The sequence below is a fragment of the Streptomyces sp. SAS_281 genome, assembly GCF_052542855.1.
In genome coordinates, this window is sequence record NZ_JBMNDO010000136.1 from 1 (window position 1) to 20587 (window position 20587).

Annotated in this window: 22 protein-coding genes and 1 tRNA gene; 18 read left to right on the forward strand and 5 right to left on the reverse strand. The window is 68.3% G+C overall.

Features of this window, described 5'->3' with window-relative positions:
- Positions 1 to 619 precede the first annotated feature (619 nt).
- The 3 genes from ACN6LM_RS33095 (at position 620) to ACN6LM_RS33105 (ending at position 2929) form a co-directional block, all read left to right on the forward strand.
- Positions 620 to 1420 carry a hypothetical protein gene (locus ACN6LM_RS33095; RefSeq protein WP_445069086.1) on the forward strand — a complete coding sequence of 267 codons (801 nt, stop codon included), beginning with the start codon at positions 620 to 622 and terminating at the stop codon, positions 1418 to 1420.
- Positions 1421 to 1958: 538 nt separating this feature from the next.
- Complete coding sequence (locus tag ACN6LM_RS33100; protein WP_445069087.1) at positions 1959 to 2492, forward strand: hypothetical protein; 534 nt, start codon at positions 1959 to 1961, stop codon at positions 2490 to 2492.
- 245 nt (positions 2493 to 2737) lie between these two features.
- Positions 2738 to 2929 (forward strand): hypothetical protein, encoded by a 192-nt coding sequence (locus ACN6LM_RS33105; RefSeq protein WP_360779948.1) that lies wholly within the window; start codon positions 2738 to 2740, stop codon positions 2927 to 2929.
- A 602-nt stretch (positions 2930 to 3531) separates the two neighbouring features.
- Here the strand turns inward: ACN6LM_RS33105 and ACN6LM_RS33110 are convergent.
- A complete protein-coding gene (locus tag ACN6LM_RS33110) occupies positions 3532 to 3999 on the reverse strand; it encodes an NUDIX hydrolase (RefSeq protein ID WP_445069088.1) in 468 nt (155 codons plus the stop codon).
- Positions 4000 to 4017: 18 nt separating this feature from the next.
- Between ACN6LM_RS33110 and ACN6LM_RS33115 the strand changes: the two genes are divergently transcribed.
- The 11 genes from ACN6LM_RS33115 to ACN6LM_RS33165 all read left to right on the forward strand — a co-directional run bounded on the left by ACN6LM_RS33115 (position 4018) and on the right by ACN6LM_RS33165 (position 11737).
- On the forward strand, positions 4018 to 4797 hold the full coding sequence (locus tag ACN6LM_RS33115) for a GntR family transcriptional regulator (RefSeq protein ID WP_445069100.1): 780 nt from the start codon (positions 4018 to 4020) through the stop codon (positions 4795 to 4797).
- 138 nt (positions 4798 to 4935) lie between these two features.
- Positions 4936 to 5268, forward strand: coding sequence for an SCO3933 family regulatory protein (locus tag ACN6LM_RS33120; protein WP_030295466.1), 333 nt, complete (start codon positions 4936 to 4938; stop codon positions 5266 to 5268).
- Positions 5269 to 5271: 3 nt separating this feature from the next.
- Positions 5272 to 6618, forward strand: a complete 1347-nt coding sequence (locus ACN6LM_RS33125) for an FtsK/SpoIIIE domain-containing protein (RefSeq protein ID WP_445069089.1) — start codon at positions 5272 to 5274, stop codon at positions 6616 to 6618.
- Between the two features lie 36 nt (positions 6619 to 6654).
- The gene (locus ACN6LM_RS33130; RefSeq protein ID WP_445069090.1) at positions 6655 to 7353 is read left to right on the forward strand and encodes a DUF2637 domain-containing protein; all 699 of its coding nucleotides are present in this window, start codon (positions 6655 to 6657) and stop codon (positions 7351 to 7353) included.
- 13 nt (positions 7354 to 7366) lie between these two features.
- The gene (locus ACN6LM_RS33135; protein ID WP_055559756.1) at positions 7367 to 7555 is read left to right on the forward strand and encodes a mobile element transfer protein; all 189 of its coding nucleotides are present in this window, start codon (positions 7367 to 7369) and stop codon (positions 7553 to 7555) included.
- A 20-nt stretch (positions 7556 to 7575) separates the two neighbouring features.
- Positions 7576 to 7731, forward strand: coding sequence for a hypothetical protein (locus tag ACN6LM_RS33140; protein WP_167398085.1), 156 nt, complete (start codon positions 7576 to 7578; stop codon positions 7729 to 7731).
- Positions 7732 to 7754: 23 nt separating this feature from the next.
- Positions 7755 to 8060 carry a SpdD protein gene (locus ACN6LM_RS33145; protein WP_367499731.1) on the forward strand — a complete coding sequence of 102 codons (306 nt, stop codon included), beginning with the start codon at positions 7755 to 7757 and terminating at the stop codon, positions 8058 to 8060.
- Between the two features lie 89 nt (positions 8061 to 8149).
- Positions 8150 to 8989 carry a GGDEF domain-containing protein gene (locus ACN6LM_RS33150; protein WP_445069091.1) on the forward strand — a complete coding sequence of 280 codons (840 nt, stop codon included), beginning with the start codon at positions 8150 to 8152 and terminating at the stop codon, positions 8987 to 8989.
- On the forward strand, positions 8986 to 10368 hold the full coding sequence (gene repSA, locus ACN6LM_RS33155; protein WP_445069092.1) for a replication initiator protein RepSA: 1383 nt from the start codon (positions 8986 to 8988) through the stop codon (positions 10366 to 10368). Before ACN6LM_RS33150 ends, repSA begins: the two co-directional genes overlap by 4 nt.
- The gene (locus ACN6LM_RS33160; protein ID WP_030295451.1) at positions 10365 to 10577 is read left to right on the forward strand and encodes an excisionase family DNA-binding protein; all 213 of its coding nucleotides are present in this window, start codon (positions 10365 to 10367) and stop codon (positions 10575 to 10577) included. The genes repSA and ACN6LM_RS33160 overlap by 4 nt, the downstream gene beginning before the upstream one ends.
- Positions 10577 to 11737: a tyrosine-type recombinase/integrase gene (locus ACN6LM_RS33165; RefSeq protein WP_445069093.1), complete on the forward strand. Its 1161-nt coding sequence runs from the start codon at positions 10577 to 10579 to the stop codon at positions 11735 to 11737. Before ACN6LM_RS33160 ends, ACN6LM_RS33165 begins: the two co-directional genes overlap by 1 nt.
- 51 nt (positions 11738 to 11788) lie before the next feature.
- Here ACN6LM_RS33165 and ACN6LM_RS33170 read toward each other — a convergent pair.
- A tRNA-Gly gene (locus ACN6LM_RS33170) sits at positions 11789 to 11862 on the reverse strand.
- Between the two features lie 454 nt (positions 11863 to 12316).
- Between ACN6LM_RS33170 and dcd the strand changes: the two genes are divergently transcribed.
- Complete coding sequence (gene dcd, locus ACN6LM_RS33175; RefSeq protein WP_018102070.1) at positions 12317 to 12892, forward strand: dCTP deaminase; 576 nt, start codon at positions 12317 to 12319, stop codon at positions 12890 to 12892.
- A gap of 7 nt (positions 12893 to 12899) precedes the next feature.
- Entirely contained in the window at positions 12900 to 13400 is a 501-nt protein-coding gene (locus ACN6LM_RS33180; protein ID WP_445069094.1) for a phosphoribosyltransferase, read from the forward strand.
- Positions 13401 to 13468: 68 nt separating this feature from the next.
- Here ACN6LM_RS33180 and ACN6LM_RS33185 read toward each other — a convergent pair whose 3' ends face one another.
- The 3 genes from ACN6LM_RS33185 to ACN6LM_RS33195 all read right to left on the reverse strand — a co-directional run bounded on the left by ACN6LM_RS33185 (position 13469) and on the right by ACN6LM_RS33195 (position 17686).
- Positions 13469 to 14401, reverse strand: a complete 933-nt coding sequence (locus tag ACN6LM_RS33185; RefSeq protein ID WP_445069095.1) for a YIP1 family protein — start codon at positions 14399 to 14401, stop codon at positions 13469 to 13471.
- 195 nt (positions 14402 to 14596) lie between these two features.
- The gene (locus ACN6LM_RS33190) at positions 14597 to 16864 is read right to left on the reverse strand and encodes a (Fe-S)-binding protein (protein WP_445069096.1); all 2268 of its coding nucleotides are present in this window, start codon (positions 16862 to 16864) and stop codon (positions 14597 to 14599) included.
- A gap of 150 nt (positions 16865 to 17014) precedes the next feature.
- Positions 17015 to 17686, reverse strand: a complete 672-nt coding sequence (locus tag ACN6LM_RS33195; protein ID WP_445069097.1) for a sugar transferase — start codon at positions 17684 to 17686, stop codon at positions 17015 to 17017.
- Between the two features lie 249 nt (positions 17687 to 17935).
- Between ACN6LM_RS33195 and dnaK the strand changes: the two genes are divergently transcribed.
- Both dnaK and grpE read left to right on the forward strand, forming a co-directional pair.
- Entirely contained in the window at positions 17936 to 19795 is a 1860-nt protein-coding gene (gene dnaK, locus ACN6LM_RS33200) for a molecular chaperone DnaK (RefSeq protein ID WP_445069098.1), read from the forward strand.
- On the forward strand, positions 19792 to 20442 hold the full coding sequence (gene grpE / locus ACN6LM_RS33205; protein WP_445069099.1) for a nucleotide exchange factor GrpE: 651 nt from the start codon (positions 19792 to 19794) through the stop codon (positions 20440 to 20442). The genes dnaK and grpE overlap by 4 nt, the downstream gene beginning before the upstream one ends.
- Positions 20443 to 20587: the final 145 nt, after the last annotated feature.

Genomic DNA, 20587 nt, shown 5'->3' on the forward strand with positions numbered 1-20587 from the left:
TCCGTGTGGTGTGTTCCTAGACAGCTCCACCACATCGGAGGTCTTCGCCATGTTCAAGACCTGCCGAGTGTCAACAACGCTCGTGATCAATACACCTAGATCGTTGCAACCGCATGCGCCGGGTGCTGACGCAGCGGCTGCTCTCCGGCTGTCCACTGCGGGGCAAGGGTTTGGGTCGACGCCGCTGGAGGGCAAGCGAAAGGCTGCGGTCATCGACCAGGGCCCTAATCAAGGAGCGGGTGACGAGAATCGAAACTCGCGCTCTGAGCTTAGAAATTCCCTGGCGCTCGGGCCACTACTTGGGCCCTGACCTGCGGAAACGAGTCCAACCAGCAAAGTGGGTGGCGTCTTTCCCTGCCTGCTGTTGGCCGCTGTTTACTGCCCCTACTGGCACGCTGTGGCACGCCCTTCCTTCCTACTCGGCTGGTGCCCTGCGGTTGGCACCAGTGACGTACTGTCGCTGTCGGCGCCAGGTGGCATGCTCGCGGCCATGAGTCTGAACATCTCGGTACGGGCGCGGTGGGGACGGCGTGTACGGGGCTGGGGCGACGAGTCGGTAGCTGAACTTCGCGTTGACCTTGATCGGCTGGGGTATGGATGGTGGCCCATCCCACCGCGAATGAAGGTTGCTCTCAGACATGCGTCCGCAGCGGATCTCCCGTGGTTCTTCTTCATGCTTGCTGCGGTCATGCTCGTGTACGTCGTGGTCGTGTACTTCGTGATTGTGCTGGGTCCCTACCGCGGGCGGGAGCCACATTGGCACTGGCTGGCAGCCTGGGCCATCTTGGTCACGCTGCTCATGAAGCTGTGTGTGAAGACGAGAGGCGCCGGTCTTCCGTTCGTCCGCAACCAGCTCACCTCGGCGTGCAGGAAAACGATTCGAGCCTGCGCGGAAGCGCATCGCGCCAGCCACGCTCAGCGGCCGGAGAAGCTCTTCGCTGTGGGGACCGCGCTGCGCCGTCTCGAAGGGAACGTGATGCGAGCGCATCGCCGTTCGGGAACAGTTGCCTTCCTGTCTCCCCGGCGGCGAGAGCTGAAGGCCCATGCTGGCCAGGTGGTGGCCAAGCTGCGCGAGGCGGAGGCTGTTCTGGATCACAGCCCCCAGGCCGAAGCGCTTAGCGAGATCGCCGGCTTGGTCGCGGCGATCGCCGAACAGTATGTGGACGGACGCATTGGGGCGCTCCTCCCCAAGCCTTTACTGGAGGGCAAGAAGCCGGTCCGTGACCGAGAGGTGCTACGGGTAGCCGCCGCAGTTGTGCTGATCGCTGGAGGCGTTGTCGGGTTGGCCTTCCTCGGCCTGCCGGACATAGCGATGGCTGCCGTAGGGACCGCCTGGTCCGTTTTGATACTCATGGCTTTGTTTGGCAGCAATTGGGCGAGCCACCTGCCCGTCTTTGAGCTCTTCAAGCCGGGCCCCTGATGGCGCAGGCGGGAACAGGGGTCCTGGTGGTGACCACCTCGACGACGCTGACTTCGCGGTGGGCGCAGCGACGAATGTGTGGAAGCCGAAGACTGCGGTGGCGGGTCGCGCGATGTCGACCGTAGATAAGGCCCTGGTCTCTGACCAGAGCCTTAGTCGTGGAGCGGGTGACGAGGACCGAACTCGCGCTCTGAGCTTGGGAATCACCGCGACTCCGGCCACCAGCCGGACGGTGACCAGGCCTTACAACTCCACAGGCCGTGGATGAGGGTGCGCGAGATAGCTGGCCGTGACCGTGGTTAGCCCGTCTATATGGCACGTACTGGCACGAGGTGCCATCTAGGCATCGATCTGCCCGGCTCGCGAAGACGGGCATTCGTGCGAACGGCTTGCAAGTGGCGCACGTTATGGCCAATTTGTCCCGTAGGTGCCAAGTTGGCGGCTTACTTGACCTTGGAAAGCCAGGTCTGAATGCCCGCTGTGGATTCAGATGTTGCCACGTTTAAACGTTCGTTCAAACTTCTGGTACTCTGTGAGTATGGAGGAGAACAGCACCCTGAGGGGTGCCCTGGAGGTGTCACAGCGACAGCTCGCCGAAGCCGAGGGCGAGTTGCGGGAGATTCGGGAGCGTGTCCGGAATCTGCGCGCCGTCGTCTTTGGGCTCAAGCAGTTGCTGGATCCGGGTGACTCCTTCGCCGGCCCTGAGCCGGATGGTCCTGCCGACCTCGCTCACTCCTCTGGATTGGCCCGACCTGAAGGTGAGTCGACGCAGCAGCGTGAGCCCGTGCGGCGTGACGACGTAGCGGGCGGCTCCGTCTCGATCGAGAGGGCCGTTCAACTGTTGGCCGAAGCCGGTCGGCCGATGCGCATGGACGAGATCCGCGACGAGTGGGAGCGCCGAGGTTGGGTCAATCCTCGATGGAAGGCTCCGAAGTCTGCGATCAACATGGTCTACCAGCGAGCTTTCAAGGCGGGGCTGGTAGGGCGTATGCCTGATCGTTCTTGGGTTCTGCCGCTGGTCGTACAGGATCGCCTGACTGATGCTGCCCCGGACGATGGCGACGGTGACTGACTGGTGAAGCTATCGAGGAGTCCAGGTCTTACCGCACTCCATGCAGCAAGGCGTACCGGCGTATCCCGAAACGGTGCCGTCTGGGCGAAGGCATACGGCGCCAGCCCCGGTCCCACCGGGGACTCGCAGTTCAAACCAGCCGCTGCCGCACGTGCAGATGGCGGTATCTGGAACAGCCCGAGCCGCGGACCTCCGCGCGCTCAGATCAATCACGTCCATAGATAATCCCAAGAAAGGAACCGCGCATGAGCAAGAGCAACTGGCCCAAGGGGCCGAACGGTGAGTGGAAGACCGGTCAGCGAGTCCCGACGACCGGTTCGTACGAGGACCAGCACGGTGTCACTACCTTCCATGAGAAGGGGGCTACGTTCCCGCCGTGCATCGACCGTAAGGGCGAGTGCGCCTACCGGACGCTCAGCCAGGCTATGACTGCCTAACTGAGTCGTTAGATGGCTGCAACCATCTAACTACTGCTGTACCCGAGGGGTGGGGGGCCAAGGCCTTCCACCCCTCTCCCATGCCCTTGCGGTCGTGCACTGAGCTGTCATCCGAAGGTAGAGGCTATTAAGGCGGATCAGGACGACCTTGTCTAGACCGACGATCCAATCTCACCCGAACGACAACGACCGGTCGACGCGCTACTCCAGAGTACGACACCAGTTTTTAAGCGGCGAGGCGGGCTGAGCTTGACCCGTCGGCGGAGCGGGTTTGGCCGGTGTCCTGCCCGGTTTGGGGTCGAGCATGATCAGGGGGCCGTACGCTGGCCGGCAACTCGGGCAGGCTGTGATCCTGCCCGGAATTTGAACGAGTGGCCCCCTGGTCTTGCTCGACGCGGGACCCGAACCGGGGAGGTGGCTAAAGCCGTGGAGCCGACCGCCCCAGCCACAGCGGGTTTCTCCCCACGACGGTGCTCGCTCCAGCCGTGCGACCGGCGTAGCCGGGGCCAGAGCGGGCCGAAGGCAGGAGCGTCAGGCCCCGGCGGTGAGCCGGGGAGCGCGCGGCGAGCGGAGCGAGCCGCCTTGATGAAGTAGGGAAAGTTCTACCGCGCTGGGAGCAGGTGTTTGCCGTCGTGGCTCCGGACGTGGGGGCCTGCTTCATCGAGGGCGTCCAGCAGGCGGATCGCGTAGACCTCGGACATGCGCTCGGTGATCTGTTCCGGGGTGAGCCACTCGACTGCGGTCGACTCGTCGGACGTGCGCTCCGCGCCGCCGGCAGGCTTGCACCGGAAAACCATGGCGACGACGCCGCGGCTGGTGTTCTTGTAGACGCCCGTGAGCTGGTCGACCTCGACGTTGATGCCGGTCTCTTCCCAGACCTCGCGGCTGACCCCCGCCTCCGGGGACTCCTCCAGCTCCAACACCCCGCCCGGCAGCTCCCACTTCCCGTTGTCCGCCCTGCGGATCGCCAGGAGCCGACCGTCCTCGCGCACCACCGCCCCCGCCACGGACACACTGTGCTTCGGCGTTGACGGGGCTTCTTGGGCGCTGTTACTCATGTATAGGAGCATAGGAGAGTGAGTAGGACGATGGGAACAGCAGTAGGAGGTGGCAAGTCCGTACCTCGATACGTTCAGATCGCCGATGAGATCGTTCAGCAGATCCGAGCCGGTGTCCTCAAGCCGGGTGACATGGTCCCGAGCGAGTCCGAGTTGGTCGACCGTTATGGCGTCGCCGGCGGAACGATCCGCAAGGCCATGGTGGAGGTCCGCGCGAGCGGCCTGGTGGAGACGCGGCACGGCAAGGGCTCGTTGGTGAAGGCCCGGCCCCCCGTGCGTCATCGATCCTCGGACCGGTTCCGGCGCTCGCATCGCAAGGGCGGGAAAGCCGCCTATCTCGCCGAGTCCGAGCAGGCCGGAGCGACCGCCAAGGTCAGTGTCCTGTTCATCGGCCCCGCAGACGCCCCCGAGGACATTGCCGAACGACTCGGCGTCGATGCCGGAGACAAGGTGCTGGCCCGCCGCCGCCTCTACTTCCGGAACGGGACTCCGGTGGAGACAGCCACGTCGTACCTGCCGTGGGACGTAGTGAAGGACATTCCGGAGCTCTTCTCTGAGAACCCCGGCCCCGGTGGCATCTACGCCCGGTTGGAGGATCACGGCCACGTCTTCGCGGAGTTCGTCGAGACGCTCCAGGCCCGGCCGGCCTCCAAGGCGGAATCCTCGGAACTGGCGTTGAGCCCCGGTGCTCCGGTCGTTCACCTCCTCCGCGATGCCGTTACTGAGGAAGGCCGTGTGGTTGAGGTCTGCGACACGCTCATGGCCGCTGACCAGTTCGTTTTCAGCTACCGGATCCCCGCCGCCGACTGACATACGCTCAAGTGGCTTCGACCCGCTGCGACTTCTTCTTCGCGGCGGGTTGACTCATGTATAGGAGTCGTGCACTCTTCTTCATGTCACTCATATACATGAGTGACGGAGTCAAGCACTTCTAGAGGAGTGATCTCTGTGCGTGTGATCCCCGTCGACATGTCCGGCATGACAATGCTGACCGCCCAGCCCCCGCAGCCGAAGCTCAAGGACCGGAAGACCGGTCAGATCGCTGTCGACGTCGAGACCGGCAAATCGCTGATGACCGTCGGCATCCTCTTCGTCGGCCACGGGATGGCCGAGGTGGTCTCCGTCGTCGTGGTGGAGGACGACATCTCCGGCGAGCTGACGACCGGTACCCCCGTGGCCGTCACCGGCCTGATCGCCAAGCCGTGGGAGAACGAGTTCAACGGCCAGAAGAAGCACGGGATCTCCTTCCGCGCTGCCGCCCTCACCTCGCTGGCGGGCTGAGCGATGACCGGCGGACACATTGCCGCGCTGGGTGCATTAGTGCTCATAGCCGTGGGCCTGCTGGTCCTGCGCCGCCTTCGGCCCGCGTGGTTCTGGGTCATCTTCGCCGCCCCGGCCAAGCTCCTCCGCATCGCGGTCACGTACCGCTCGGTGATGGAGTCCTGCGGGCTGGACGAGCCGCCCTCCCGGCTCCGGCTGACCATCGCTGCGGCGACGCGACGGACTCCGGCTCGGATGCTGCCCCGAATCACCAGGGCTCGGATCAATGCCAACGGGCTCGTGCTGCGCATTCGGATGCGCCCCGGTCAGGAGGTCAGGGACTTCGAGACGGCGGGTGAACGACTCCGCCACTCCTGGCGGGCGTACGCGGTGCACATGTCGCCCCTGCGGCCTGGGTGGCTTCAGCTCCGGGTCATCGGATACGACGTCCTCCGGCGGGTCGTGATGCCGGAGACGGGTTCGCCTGAGCTGCTGCGCGTCCCCGTCGCTCTCCGCGCTGACGGACTCCCACACTTCCGGGACTACCGGGCCATCGCCCACGAACTCGTCATGGGCGCAACGGAGTCGGGCAAGTCTGTCTACCTTCGCGGGCTCATCGCCGGACTCGCTCCGCAGCCGGTCGCCCTCGTCGGCATCGACTGCAAATGGGGAGTGGAGCTCGCGCCGTTCTCCCGTCGCTTGTCCGCTCTCGCCTGTACTCCTGAGGAAGCCGCGGACCTGCTTGACGCCTTGGTGTCGGAGATGACCGACCGGTACGAGCTGATCCGGACGATCCAGCAGTTCGCACCCGGCACCGGGCCCGAGGGAATCAGCTCGGATATCTGGGGCCTTCCCGAGGATCTGCGACCGGTGCCGCTGGTGCTGTTCGTAGACGAGGTGGCGGAACTCTTCCTCGCCTCGACCGCTGCCGACGAAAAGCGCCGGGATCGGATGGTCACCCAGCTCGTGCGCATCGCACAGCTCGGCCGCGCCGCCGGCATCTACCTCGAAATCTGCGGACAGCGCTTCGGGGCCGAACTCGGCAAGGGTGCAACGGCTCTCCGTGCCCAGCTCACCGGCCGGATCTCGCACCGGGTCAACGACGAGACCACCGCCAAGATGGCGCTCGGCGACATCAGCCCGCTCGCCGTCATGGCCGCCACCGCGATCCGTCCCGACCAGCGCGGGACAGCGATCGCCGGGAACTCCTCCGGGGGCTGGTCCATCGTCCGGAGCCCGCTGCTCACCCTCGACCAGGCCGTTGCCGCCTGTGCCGAGCACGCCCGACTCACCCCGGACCTTGCTGGCCTCGCCGCCTTCCGCCCGCGGAGCGCGCCCGTCTCGTACGCCCTGGTCCCCGACAAGGACTGACCACCACCGCCCCCGATTCGGAAAGGAGGGCCTGCCATGCGGTCATCGCTCCGCCTGGACGCCGTACTCGTCCAAGCCGTGATCGCCGGTGCACTGTCCTTCTCCCACCTCCACGACCTGGCCCAGGCCGCCGGACAGAGCGGCTGGAAGGCGTGGGCCTACCCGGTCTCCGTGGACTTGCTCCTCGTCGCCTCCTGGCACCGGCTCCGCACCCTGCGGAACACCGACGCGCCCCGGCAGGCAGCATGGATCTGGTTCACCGTCGCCCTCGCCGCCTCCCTCGGGGCGAACGTCGCCACCGCCGGACTGCTCGACCTGGCGGACGTGCCCGACTGGCTCCGCATCCTCGTCGCCGGTTGGCCGGCACTCGCCTTCCTCGGCGGAACGCTCCTGGCCCACTCGCCGGTCCCGACCCCGAAGCAGGACGAACCGGCCCCGGTTCCGGACGAGGCCCACGAGGAAGAGCTCGACCAGCCCGGCCGCCCGGCGCCCGTGCGCGACCTGCCCGTCCCGCCCGAACCGGCGCAACCGGAGCCGGAAGCCATCGCCCCGGCCACCGCCGCTCCCGCTCTCCCGGCAGTTCCGTCCGTGCCTCCGGCCCTCATCGCCCATGCCCGCAAGCTCGCCGACAGCCATCAAGCCGCGACGGGCCACGCGATCGACCGGGACACCCTCTGCTCCCGCCTGGGAGTCCCCGCTCCGATGGCCGATGCCATCGCCGCCCAACTCGCCTGAAGGAGGTGACTCCATGGCCCGCACCCGCTTCTGGGACGTCGACCGCATCGGTCCCGTCCAGATCGGCACCCACCGCGACCGCCACGGCCGCGACGCCCACGCCGCCGCCTGTACGGCCCCCGGCTGCGACTGGTCCGCCGACTACCTGAACCGCCCTTCGGCCGAACTGGCCGCCCGCACCCACCGCTGCAACGCCCGCTGATCACCGAGGAGATCACCGTCATGGACGTTCCGCTCTGGCTCGCCCTGGTCGCCGTCGGCGCTCTCGGCATCAAGCTCATCCGCCCGCCGCTGTGGCTGGTCGCCGTCCTCCTCTTCGGCGGCTACCTCCTCGCGGACAGCTTCCTCGCACCCGCCATCGACAGCTTCGCCAAGTAGCCAGCCTAGAAGGGAGAACCACCGTGCTTACGCCCAAGTACCCGCAGTCCGACACCCACACCTTCACCACCGCGAGCCACAACACTGTCCCGGCCCCGGTCCCGACCGACCGCATCAGCGAGTCTGCCCCCGCCGTCGCGCCCACCCGGTCCGGAGTGGTCGACGCCGTCCGCGCCAACCCCGTGGTCGCCATCACCGGAACCCTCGTGGTCGGTGCGGTCGTGACCTCGATGCTCCTCGCCGTCGCCATCACCGCGCTCGCTCTGTCCGTCAGCGGCGTCGTGCTCCTGGTCCTCGTACGCATCCTCCGCCAGGAACTGAACCGCTGACCGGCCTCCGGGCGGTGCCACAAGCCGCCAAGCATCGCCGCCGCCCGGACGGCCCACGCAACCCCTTCCAACCGCATCGAAGGAGAACCGTGGACACGCAAGCGCTCGCCCTCGCATTACCGCTCATCGGCTGGGCCTCCCACACCGCACTGCTTACCCACCGGCTCGCCACCGCTCGACGGGATCCGCTCACCGGCCTGCGCACCCGCGCCGGATGGACCGTCCTCGCCGAACGCGTCATCCGCCGGCACCGGGACGCCGTCGTCCTGCTGCTCGACCTAGACGACTTCAAGAACCTCAACGACACCCACGGCCACGCAGCCGGGGACGTCGCCCTGGCCGTCACCGCCGATCGCCTCACTGCCTGGTGCGGCCGCCACGGCATCGCCGGACGCCTCGGCGGAGACGAGTTCGTCGCCATCGCCCGCCAGGCCCCGGACCTCGACAGCCTCCACCACGTCCTGCGCCAGCCGGTCACCCACGCGGGGCACCGGCTCCCGGTCTCCGTCTCGGTCGGCTCCTGCCGCCTCATGGACCTGCCGGTCCGCAGCCTCTCCGACGCGCTCGCCGCCGCTGACTCCGCCATGTACGCGGCCAAGGGATCGACCGGCCGACGTGGTACCCGCTCTCTCGCTGATCCAGCTCTGACCGGCCTCCGGGCGGCGCACAAGCCGCCAAGCATCGCCGCCGCCCGGACGGTCCGGCCCCTTCCAACCGCAATCGAAAGGACCACCATCATGGCCCAGCACACCCCTGCCCGGACGCGCATCTGCCCGGACTGCGACGGCTTCCCCGCCGTCGCCATCGACACCGGGGCACTCCTGGACGACGGCACCCGCGCCACCCTCAAGGTCACCTGCCGCCGCTGCCGGGGCACCGGCTCGACCCGCGCCGTCCCCGCCCCGGTCGTCCAGCGGGAGCACGCGTGACGGACACCGCGACCCCCGCGGGCCTCGACCCGGCCACCCTCGGCGATCTGCTGCGGGTGGCCGCGTCCACCGGCTTCGACCGCTGGCGGGACCAGGTCCGCCGTACCGGTGGCTGCTCCAACCCCATCCACCTGTCCGGCTGGACGCTCACCAAGGACAGGGCCACCGGCGAGGCCCTGCACCGCTACTCGACCAGCACCGAGCCCGGCGGACGGCTCCGCGTCGCCTGCGGCAACCGCCGTGCCTCCCGCTGCCCGGCCTGCGCCTGGACCTACTCCGCCGACACCTACCACCTGATCCGCGCCGGGCTCGCGGGCGACCAGGACAAGGACGTCCCCGCCACTGTCCGCGACCACCCGCGCGTCTTCGCCACGCTCACCGCCCCCTCGTTCGGCCCGGTCCACAACCGTCCCGACACGGGCCGGTGTCGCTGCGGCACGGCCCACGCCCAGGAGGACGACGGCCTCGGCACGCCGCTCGACCCCGAGACGTACGACTACGCGGGAGCGGTCCTCTTCAACAACCACGCCGGGAACTTGTGGCAGCGCTTCACCAACCGGCTCCGCCGCGAGATCGCCGCGCGGGCCGGGCTCACCCAACGCGAACTCAAGGAAGTGGCACGGGTCTCGTACGGCAAGGTCGCCGAGTTCCAGAAGCGTGGGGCCGTCCACTTCCATGCCGTCGTCCGCCTCGACGGACCGGACGGAGCCGACAGCCCACCGCCTTCCTGGGCCTCGGTGCAGCTGCTCAGCGACGCGATCCGCGCCGCCGCCGCACACGCCTACACGACCATCACCGTCCCGGCCGCTGCCGGCCAACCCGGCCGCCCGCTCCGATGGGGCACCCAGCTCGACATCCGGCCCATCCGCGCCTTCGACGCCGGGACCGACATCACCGAACAGGCCGTCGCCTCCTACGTCGCCAAGTACGCCACCAAGGCTGCCGAGACGACCGGCACCGTTGACCGCCGCATCGGCAACCGCGAGGCCCTGGTCCTCCTCGACGTACCCGACCACCCGCGCCGCCTCATCGAAGCCTGCTTCGACCTCGATCCGCTCTACCCGGACCGGCGACTGCGGGCCTGGGCCCACATGCTCGGCTTTCGCGGCCACTTCTCCTCCAAGTCCCGCCGCTACTCCACCACCCTCGGCGCGCTCCGCCAGGTCCGCGCGGACTATCGAGCCGCCCAACAGCGCGAAGAACTCGGTCTGCCCGACCCTGACCAGGACCCGACCGTCCTCGTCCTCACCGACTGGCAGTACGCCGGACAAGGCCATAGCCCCGGCGAATCCGTCCTCGCCGCCTCGATCGCTAGAGACCTCCAACTCAACCGAGAAACCGCCCGCGAAGCCCTCGTCCTGGAAGGAGAACGGTCGTGACTGACCCCCTGCTCACCGTCGACCAAGCCGCCGAACGCCTCGGCACCACCGCGCGCTTCCCGCGCCGTCTCATCGCCGAACGCCGCATCGCCTTCGTCAAGGTCGGCAGCCACGTACGCATCAAGGAGAGCGTCCTGGCGGCCTACATCGAGGGCAACACCGTCCAGCCCATCCGCCGTCCCCGCTCGCGCTACGGGAGGGCTGCCTGATGGCCAACAAGAAGGGCAAGCGTCGTACGTTCGGCGCGGTGCGCAAGCTCCCCTCGGGCAGGTACCAGGCTCGTTATCCGGGACCGGACGGCGTGATGCGCCCCGCCCCGGACACGTTCACGACGTCCCGTGACGCGGACGACTGGCTCGCCGAGAAGCGGACCGAGATCAGGCGTGGTGACTGGCAGGACCCGGACGCCGGGGCTGTCGACTTCCGCGAGTACGCCTTGCTCTGGGTGAAGGAACGCCGCCTCTCCCAGACGACGGAGGAGCTCTACCACCGGCTGCTGCGGCTGCACATCTTGCCCGCCTTAGAGGGCCTGGACCTCGACCAGATCACCGCGCCTCGCGTGCGGTCCTGGCGATCCGAACGGCTCGACGCCACGGGGGCCGAGACCACCGTCGCCAAGAGCTATCGGCTCCTCAAGGCCATCCTGGAGACGGCCGCCGAGGACGAGTTGATCCGGCGCAACCCCTGCCGTATACGGGGCGCCGGAAAGGAGACCGCGGCTGAACGACCCGTCGCCACCGTCGACCAGGTCGACGCGCTCGCCGACGTGCTCGGGCCCCGCTGGCGGCTGATGGTCTTCCTCGGTGCGTACGGGCCTCTCCGCCCGGAGGAGCAGGCGGAGCTCCGACGCAAAGACGTCGACCTGGACGACCTCACCGTGCGCGTCAGGAAGGCCGCCCCGGAGCTGACCACCGGCAAGCGGGCGGAGGGCCCGACCAAGTCGGAAGCGGGGAAGCGGCTCGTCGTCCTGCCGGCCTTTCTCCGGAAGGACCTCCGGCGGCATCTCGACTGGTACGCGGAGAAGGGTCCGGACGGACTGCTGTTCGTGGGGGAGAAAGGGAAGCCGTTCCGCCGCTCCACCTTCGGGCGAAAGTGGCGCAAGGCGCGGGCCGCGATCGGCCTGCCGGAGAACTTCCGCTTCTACGACCTACGGCACACCGGCCACACGCTCACGACTCGTTCCGGGGCCACGCTCAAGGACACGATGGTCCGAGCGGGGCAGTCGACCGAGCGGGCCGCGCTGATCTACCAGCACTCCGACACCGATCGGCAGCGTGAGGTGGCCGCCGGCCTCGACCAGCTCGTACGGGCAAGGCGCACGGCAGCGGAATCGCAGGCATCTGGCACGGATGTGGCACGCGACACCTGAACAGGTCCAGACAACAAACAAGGCCAGGGTCAATGACCTGGGCCTTAGTCGTGGAGCGGGTGACGAGAATCGAACTCGCGCTCTGAGCTTGGGAAGCTCATGTTCTACCATTAAACTACACCCGCGAAAATGGCCGACGCTGTATCCGGCGGCGCATCCTCGCATACTGTACCTCATCGCGATCCCCTCCCGGAGACGTGCCGGATCCGCTGTGTGGGGGGCGGGAGTTGGGGGCGTAGCGTGGGGGGTCGGAGTGCCGCGTGGAGGCGGGTCCTGTTCATCCCCTAATGTGGCGGTCTCGTCCACGGCTTGATGGGGAAGGGACTTGATGGACTCCATGGAGCGCACCGTCGTCCGCTGTGCCGAAGGGCACGTTTTCGCGACCAGCTCGTTTCCGATGCAGCAGCTCGGGGCAGGGCGGATCGGGCCCGGGCGGCTCATCCGGTGTCCCCGGTGCGCTCGGTTGCGGCATGCCGTGCCCGTGGCGTTCGAGCGGCGGTAGCGACGGCGGGTGACGGACGACAGGCGCGCGGGCGGCCCGATGAGGGCGGGCTCGCGCGTTCTGCGTATCCTCGGTGGGTGCTTCTCTCAGACAAGGACATCCGCGCCGAGATCGACGCCGGACGCGTACGCATTGATCCATTCGACGCGTCGATGGTGCAGCCGTCGAGTATCGACGTGCGGCTCGACCGCTACTTCCGGGTGTTCGAGAACCACCGCTACCCGCACATCGACCCCGCCGTCGAGCAGGTGGACCTGACCCGCACCGTCGAACCGGAGGGGGACGACGCGTTCATCCTGCACCCCGGGGAGTTCGTGCTGGCGTCGACGTACGAGGTCATCTCGCTGCCCGACGATCTCGCGTCGCGGCTGGAGGGGAAGAGCTCGCTCGGCCGGCTCGGGCTGGTCACGCATTCCACGGCGGGCTTCATCGACCCGGGCTTCTCCGGGCACGTGACGCTGGAGCTGTCGAATCTCGCGACGCTGCCGATAAAGCTCTGGCCCGGTATGAAGATCGGCCAGCTGTGCATGTTCCGGCTGAGTTCTCCGTCCGAGTTCCCTTACGGCTCCGAGCGGTACGGGTCGCGCTATCAGGGGCAGCGCGGTCCCACCGCGTCGCGCTCCTTCATGAACTTCCACCGGACGCAGGTGTGAGGCCGCGATGACTGACGAGGTGCGGGAGAACCTGACGTACGACGGCTTCGGGCACGCCGTACGGGAGCTGGCGCAGGCCGTGGCCGACGACGGGTACGAGCCGGACGTGGTGCTGAGCATCGCGCGCGGCGGGGTGTTCGTCGCGGGCGGTCTGGCGTACGCGCTGGACTGCAAGAACATCCACCTGGTGAACGTGGAGTTCTACACCGGCGTGGGCACCACCCTGGAGATGCCGGTCATGCTGGCGCCCGTGCCCAACGTCATCGACTTCTCGGACAAGAAGGTCCTGATCGCGGACGACGTCGCCGACACCGGCAAGACGCTGAAGCTGGTGCGCGACTTCTGCATCGACCACGTCGCCGAGGTGCGGTCCGCGGTCATCTACGAGAAGTCGCAATCGCTCGTGAAGTGCGAGTACGTGTGGAAGAAGACCGACCGCTGGATCAACTTCCCGTGGAGCGTGGAGAAGCCCGTCGTACGGCGCAGCGGGCAGGTGCTCGACTCCTGAGCGACGCGTGACGACGTGAAAGGGCCCCGGTCACCCGGGGCCCTTCGGCGTATCTGCGGCGCGGCCGGCTAGATCGTTCCCAGCTTCAGGATCGAGACCAGGGCCAGCAGCTGGATCGCCGACGCGCCCAGTGCCTTCGGCCACGGCAGGTCGTGCGACTTGCTCACCATCGAGGTGAGGAGCGCCGCCGCGGCCAGCCAGGTGACCCAGCCGAGGATGACGACCAGCGGGTTCTCGCCGCCCAGGAACATCGCGAAGACCAGGCGCGGGACGTCTGTGACCGACATGATCAGCATGGACAGGCCCACCGTCGGCTGCCACGCGCCGTCGCCGCCGAGCTGGCGGGCCAGCGTGTGGGTGACCGCGCCCAGCACGAGGCCGCCGAGCACGAAGCAGACGCCCGTGATGATGACGAAGGGTACGGCGCTGGAGACCGGGGCGTGGATCGCGTCGTCGCGGGCCTGGTCGAAGCCGAAGAGGGCCAGCAGGCCGTAGAGGAACGTCACGGTCAGGGCGGGACCCCAGACCGCGTAGTCGCGCATCTGCCAGAACGTCGGGCCGGGGCGCGTCACGATGCCGCTCAGCAGCTGCTTCCAGTGCAGGCGCGGGCCTGCCGGTGCCGCGGGCGCCTGGCCGGCGCGGTAGGCGTTGCCGTCGCTGTACGGCTCCTCGTCGACGCGGAACGCCTGCGTGTGACCCGGGTTGTTCGCGTACGGGTCGGCGGGGCCGGGGCCCTGCGGGTACGGGTACGGCGTCGGGTCGGTGAAGTACTCCGGCTCGTCCGGGCCGGCGCCCGTGTAGCCGCTGCCGGCGGGGTACGCGCCGCCGCCGTGGTAGCCCGGTGCGGCGTGATGCGGGGCGCCCCGTCCTCCCGACGGCGGCCATTGCTGCTGCCCGTACGGCGGCGGTGCCTGATTGCCGTACGGCTGCTGCCGCGGTTGCTGTTGCCCTTGCTGCGGGGTGCGGTTGTCCCGGCCGCGTCCGATCCTGAATCCAGCCACGTCATCGAACGTACCCGGTCCGCCGGTTACGGGGGCCCGGGGCCGGGGAAGTGCCGGCCTTTGACGCGTAGATGTGACATCCCCTAAGGGAACCCCGGGGGGTTTTCCCCCGCATGCGGAGGGGCAACGCGGAAGCGGCCGGTCCTGCCCCCGAGGCAGGTCCGACCGCTTCGCCGCGCCGTGACGCCGGTCCGGCTACTTCACCGGTTCCGGTTCCGGTTCGTCCGCCGACTCCGGGTCGCCCGCCGGGTCGGCCGGGGTCTTCACGGAGTCGAGCAGCAGCTGCGACACGTCCACCACCTGGATGGACTCCTTCGCCTTGCCGTCGTTCTTCTTGCCGTTGACCGAGTCGGTCAGCATGACCAGGCAGAACGGGCAGGCGGTGGAGACGATGTCCGGGTTGAGGGAGAGGGCCTCGTCGACGCGCTCGTTGTTGATGCGCTTGCCGATCCGCTCCTCCATCCACATCCGGGCACCACCGGCGCCGCAGCAGAAGCCGCGCTCCTTGTGGCGGTGCATCTCCTCGTTCCGGAGGCCCGGGACCTTCGCGATGATCTCGCGCGGGGGCGTGTAGATCTTGTTGTGACGGCCCAGGTAGCAGGGGTCGTGGTACGTGATCAGGCCCTCGACCGGGGTCACCGGGATCAGCTTGCCCTCGTCGACGAGGTGCTGGAGCAGCTGGGTGTGGTGGATGACCTCGTACTCGCCGCCGAGCTGCGGGTACTCGTTCGCGATCGTGTTGAAGCAGTGCGGGCAGGTCGCGACGATCTTCTTGGAGGACTTGGCCTTCTTGGTCGAGTCGTCCTCGTCGTCCTCGCCGAACGCCATGTTCAGCATCGCCACGTTCTCCGCGCCGAGCTGCTGGAACAGCGGCTCGTTGCCCAGACGGCGGGCCGAGTCACCGGTGCACTTCTCGTCGCCGCCCATGATCGCGAACTTGACGCCCGCGATGTGCAGCAGCTCCGCGAATGCCTTGGTGGTCTTCTTGGCGCGGTCCTCCAGGGCGCCGGCGCAGCCGACCCAGTAGAGGTAGTCGACCTCGGTGAGGTCCTCGACGTCCTTGCCGACGATCGGGACCTCGAAGTCGACCTCCTTGGTCCACTCGACGCGCTGCTTCTTGGCGAGCCCCCAGGGGTTGCCCTTCTTCTCCAGGTTCTTGAGCATGGTCCCCGCCTCGGACGGGAACGCGGACTCGATCATCACCTGGTATCGGCGCATGTCGACGATGTGGTCGACGTGCTCGATGTCGACCGGGCACTGCTCCACGCACGCACCGCAGGTGGTGCAGGACCAGAGGACGTCCGGGTCGATGACGCCGTTCTCCTCGACCGTGCCGATCAGCGGGCGCTCGGCCTCCGCGAGGGCGGACGCGGGAACGTCCTTCAGCTGCTCCGCGGTCGCCTTCTCCTCGCCCTCCATGTCCTTGCCGCCGCCGGCCAGCAGGTACGGGGCCTTGGCGTGCGCGTGGTCGCGCAGGGACATGATCAGGAGCTTCGGCGAGAGCGGCTTGCCGGTGTTCCAGGCGGGGCACTGCGACTGGCAGCGGCCGCACTCGGTGCAGGTGGAGAAGTCGAGGATGCCCTTCCAGGAGAACTGCTCGACCTGGGAGACACCGAACACGGCGTCGTCGGCCGGATCCTCCCAGTCGATCTCCTTGCCGCCCGTGGTCATCGGCTGCAGCGCGCCCAGCGCCACCGCGCCGTCGGCGTTCCGCTTGAACCAGATGTTCGGGAAGCCGAGGAAGCGGTGCCAGGCGACACCCATGTTGGTGTTGAGCGACACCGTGATCATCCAGATCAGCGAGGTGCCGATCTTGATCATCGCGACGAAGTAGATGAGGTTCTGGAGAGTGCCGAGGGCGAGTCCCTTGAAGGCGAGGACCAGCGGGTACGAGACGAAGTACGCGGCCTCGTAGCCGTCGACGTGGTGGATCGCGCCCTCGAGACCACGCAGGGAGAGGATCGCCAGGCCGATGATCAGGATGACGTACTCCACGAAGTACGCCTGCCACGCCTTGGAGCCCGCGAAGCGGGACTTGCGGCCCGCCCGGGACGGGAGGTTCAGCAGCCGGATGGCGATGAGCACCAGGATGCCGACCGTCGTCATCAGGCCGATGAACTCGATGTACAGCTCGAACGGCAGCCATTCGCCGATGATCGGCAGCACCCAGTCGGCCTTGAACAGCTGTCCGTACGCCTGGAGCAGCGTCGGCGGCAGAGTCAGGAAGCCGATGGCGACGAACCAGTGGGCGAAGCCGACGATCCCCCACCGGTTCATCCGGGTGTGGCCGAGGAATTCCCTGACCAGGGTGATCGTGCGCTGCTTGGGGTTGTCGGTGCGGCTGCCGGCCGGGACCGGCTGTCCGAGCGTGACGAACCGGTAGATCTGCGCGACGGCTCGGGCGATGAGCGCAACGCCGACCACGGTCAGCACCAGCGACACGATGATCGCGGCGAGTTGCATTGGGGGCTCCTCGGGCCTGCGAGGGTGGGATCGATCCAGCGTTACCAGCGAGTACTGCGTCTTCCAGTGCCCGCCTGGACTACGAGTATCGACTACGAGTATCGCTACTACTAAGCAGTAACTTAATCAGTCTGAGCCGACACTACCCACTTATTCCACCGTCCTGTAGCCGGGCAGGCGGTGATCTGTGTCGCTCAGGCGTGCCTTGCCGGGCCACGGAAGGGCGTGGACGGCCTCGCGCAGGGGTACGCGTACGGCCTCGGCGAGGACCGCGAGGTCCAGCCGCAGCCCCTGGTGCTCGGCGTAGTGCTGGTCCAGGAGGTCCGCCTCGTCCCACGGCATCCCCGAGCGGTGCCGCACCTGGGCCAGGCCGGTCAGTCCGGGCTTCAGTTCCTGGCGCCAGCGCCGGGCTGCCCCGGTGCCGTTCCGTGCGTCGCCCGGGGCGAGCGGCGCCGGGCCGACGAGGGAGAGCTCGCCGCATACCACGTGGTGCAGGCGCGAGGCCACGTCCAGCTTCAGCCGCCGGGTGTCCAGGGAGCGCAGGACGAAAGGGCTGCCGTGCAGGCCGGTGCGCGGGGAGCGCCGGGTCACGCGGCGGCCGCGTACGGCCAGCGCCAGGGCGGCGGCCGCCAGTAAAGGGGAGGCGAGGAGCAGCAGGGCCGAGCCGAGGACCAGGTCGAGGGTGCGTTTGGCGGTCGGGCGGGGAAGGGGTGCGGGCAGCAGGGCCCGCAGGGCGGCGCGCGCGGCCGCCGGGCGGGAGGGCCGGGGCGGGCGCCAGGGGCGCGGCCGGGGTCCTCTTCCCCACTGTTTCTGCGTACGCATCGTTCGCACCTGCCTGCAATCGGCGAATCGAATGCCGCATTTGTGCTGCTCGCGGCATTTTGTGACAGAACGATCCCATGCGGCCATGATGGGGGAGGGGTGTGCGGCGCGTGAGGCGCCAGGTGTCGCCGATGGCGCGGGGCGGGTGCACGTAAGTTGAGTCGCCGGGACTCAGGTCTGTTGACTCGGTCGGGGGAGTCGTGCATCCTTGAGTCAGATCCACTCAAGTAGTCAGTTGGAGGAATCGAAATGGCACGTGCGGTCGGCATCGACCTGGGCACGACTAACTCCGTCGTCAGCGTTCTCGAAGGCGGCGAGCCCACCGTCATCACCAACGCAGAGGGCGCCAGGACCACGCCGTCCGTCGTCGCCTTCGCGAAGAACGGCGAGGTGCTGGTCGGCGAGGTCGCCAAGCGCCAGGCAGTGACCAACGTCGACAGGACCATCCGCTCCGTCAAGCGCCACATGGGCACTGACTGGAAGGTCGACCTGGACGGCAAGAGCTTCAACCCGCAGCAGATGAGCGCCTTCATCCTGCAGAAGCTCAAGCGTGACGCCGAGTCGTACCTGGGCGAGAAGGTCACCGACGCGGTGATCACCGTCCCGGCGTACTTCAACGACTCCGAGCGCCAGGCGACGAAGGAGGCCGGCGAGATCGCGGGCCTGAACGTCCTGCGCATCGTCAACGAGCCGACCGCCGCCGCGCTGGCGTACGGGCTCGACAAGGACGACCAGACGATCCTCGTCTTCGACCTCGGTGGCGGCACCTTCGACGTGTCCCTCCTGGAGATCGGCGACGGCGTCGTCGAGGTGAAGGCCACCAACGGTGACAACCAGCTCGGTGGTGACGACTGGGACCAGCGCGTCGTCGACTACCTGGTGAAGCAGTTCGCCAACGGCCACGGCGTGGACCTGTCCAAGGACAAGATGGCTCTCCAGCGTCTCCGCGAGGCCGCGGAGAAGGCGAAGATCGAGCTGTCCTCCTCGACGGAGACCACGATCAACCTGCCGTACATCACGGCGTCGGCCGAGGGCCCGCTGCACCTGGACGAGAAGCTCACGCGCTCGCAGTTCCAGCAGCTCACCGCGGACCTCCTGGACCGCTGCAAGACCCCGTTCCACAACGTCATCAAGGACGCGGGCATCCAGCTCTCCGAGATCGACCACGTCGTTCTCGTCGGTGGCTCGACCCGTATGCCGGCCGTCACCGAGCTCGTCAAGGAGCTGACCGGTGGCCAGGAGGCCAACAAGAGCGTGAACCCGGACGAGGTCGTCGCCATCGGCGCCTCGCTCCAGGCCGGTGTCCTCAAGGGCGAGGTCAAGGACGTCCTGCTCCTCGACGTCACCCCGCTGTCCCTCGGTATCGAGACCAAGGGCGGCATCATGACCAAGCTCATCGAGCGCAACACCACGATCCCGACCAAGCGGTCCGAGATCTTCACGACGGCCGAGGACAACCAGCCGTCCGTGCAGATCCAGGTCTACCAGGGCGAGCGCGAGATCGCGGCGTACAACAAGAAGCTCGGGATGTTCGAGCTGACCGGTCTGCCGCCGGCCCCGCGCGGGGTCCCGCAGATCGAGGTCTCCTTCGACATCGACGCCAACGGCATCATGCACGTGACGGCCAAGGACCTCGGCACCGGTAAGGAGCAGAAGATGACCGTCACCGGCGGCTCCTCGCTGCCGAAGGACGAGGTCAACCGGATGCGTGAGGAGGCCGAGAAGTACGCGGAGGAGGACCACGCCCGCCGCGAGGCCGCCGAGTCGCGCAACCAGGGCGAGCAGCTCGTCTACCAGACGGAGAAGTTCCTCAAGGACAACGAGGACAAGGTCCCGGCCGACGTGAAGACGGAGGTGGAGACCGCGGTCACCGAGCTGAAGGAGAAGCTCAAGGGCGAGGACTCCGCCGAGATCCGCACGGCCACCGAGAAGGTCGCGGCCGTCTCCCAGAAGCTGGGCCAGGCGATGTACGCCAACGCCCAGGCCGAGGGCGGCCCGCAGGCCGACGCGCAGCCGGGCGCCGAGCAGGCCCAGGGTGACGCCCAGGACGACGTCGTGGACGCCGAGATCGTGGACGACGAGAAGGACTCCAAGGGCGGTGCGGCGTGACCGAGGAGACTCCGGGCTTCGAGGAGAAGCCCGACGTCCCCTCCGGCGCCACCTCTGACGACGCCGAGCCGAAGGCCGCCACCCCCTCCGAGGAGGAGGCGGCGGCCCCGGCCGGGGACGCGAACGAGACCACGGCCCTGACCGCGCAGCTGGACCAGGCACGCAGCGCGCTCAACGAGCGCACCGGCGACCTCCAGCGGCTGCAGGCCGAGTACCAGAACTACCGCCGCCGCGTGGAGCGGGACCGGGTCACGGTCAAGGAGGTCGCCATCGCGAACCTCCTGTCCGAGCTGCTGCCCGTCCTCGACGACGTCGGCCGGGCCCGGGAGCACGGCGAGCTCGTGGGCGGGTTCAAGTCGGTGGCCGAATCGCTGGAGACGGTCGTCGCGAAGCTGGGTCTCCAGCAGTTCGGCAAGGAGGGCGAGCCCTTCGACCCGACGGTCCACGAGGCCCTGATGCACAGCTACGCGCCGGACGTCACGGAGACGACCTGCGTGGCGATCCTGCAGCCCGGCTACCGGATCGGCGAGCGCACCATCCGCCCCGCGCGGGTCGCGGTCGCCGAACCCCAGCCGGGGGCGGCTCCCGCGGCCGCGAAGGAAGAGAAGGCAGACGACGAGGAGAGCGGTGGCGGCGAGGAGGTCTGACATTCCGTCCGATCACCTGGCAGCACACCGCCCGGCCACCCGGGCCTGGGGGGGGGGGGGGGGGGGGGGGGGGGGGGGGGGGGGGGGGGGGGGGGGGGGGGGGGGGGGGGGGGGGGGGGGGGGGGGGGGGGGGGGGGGGGGGGGG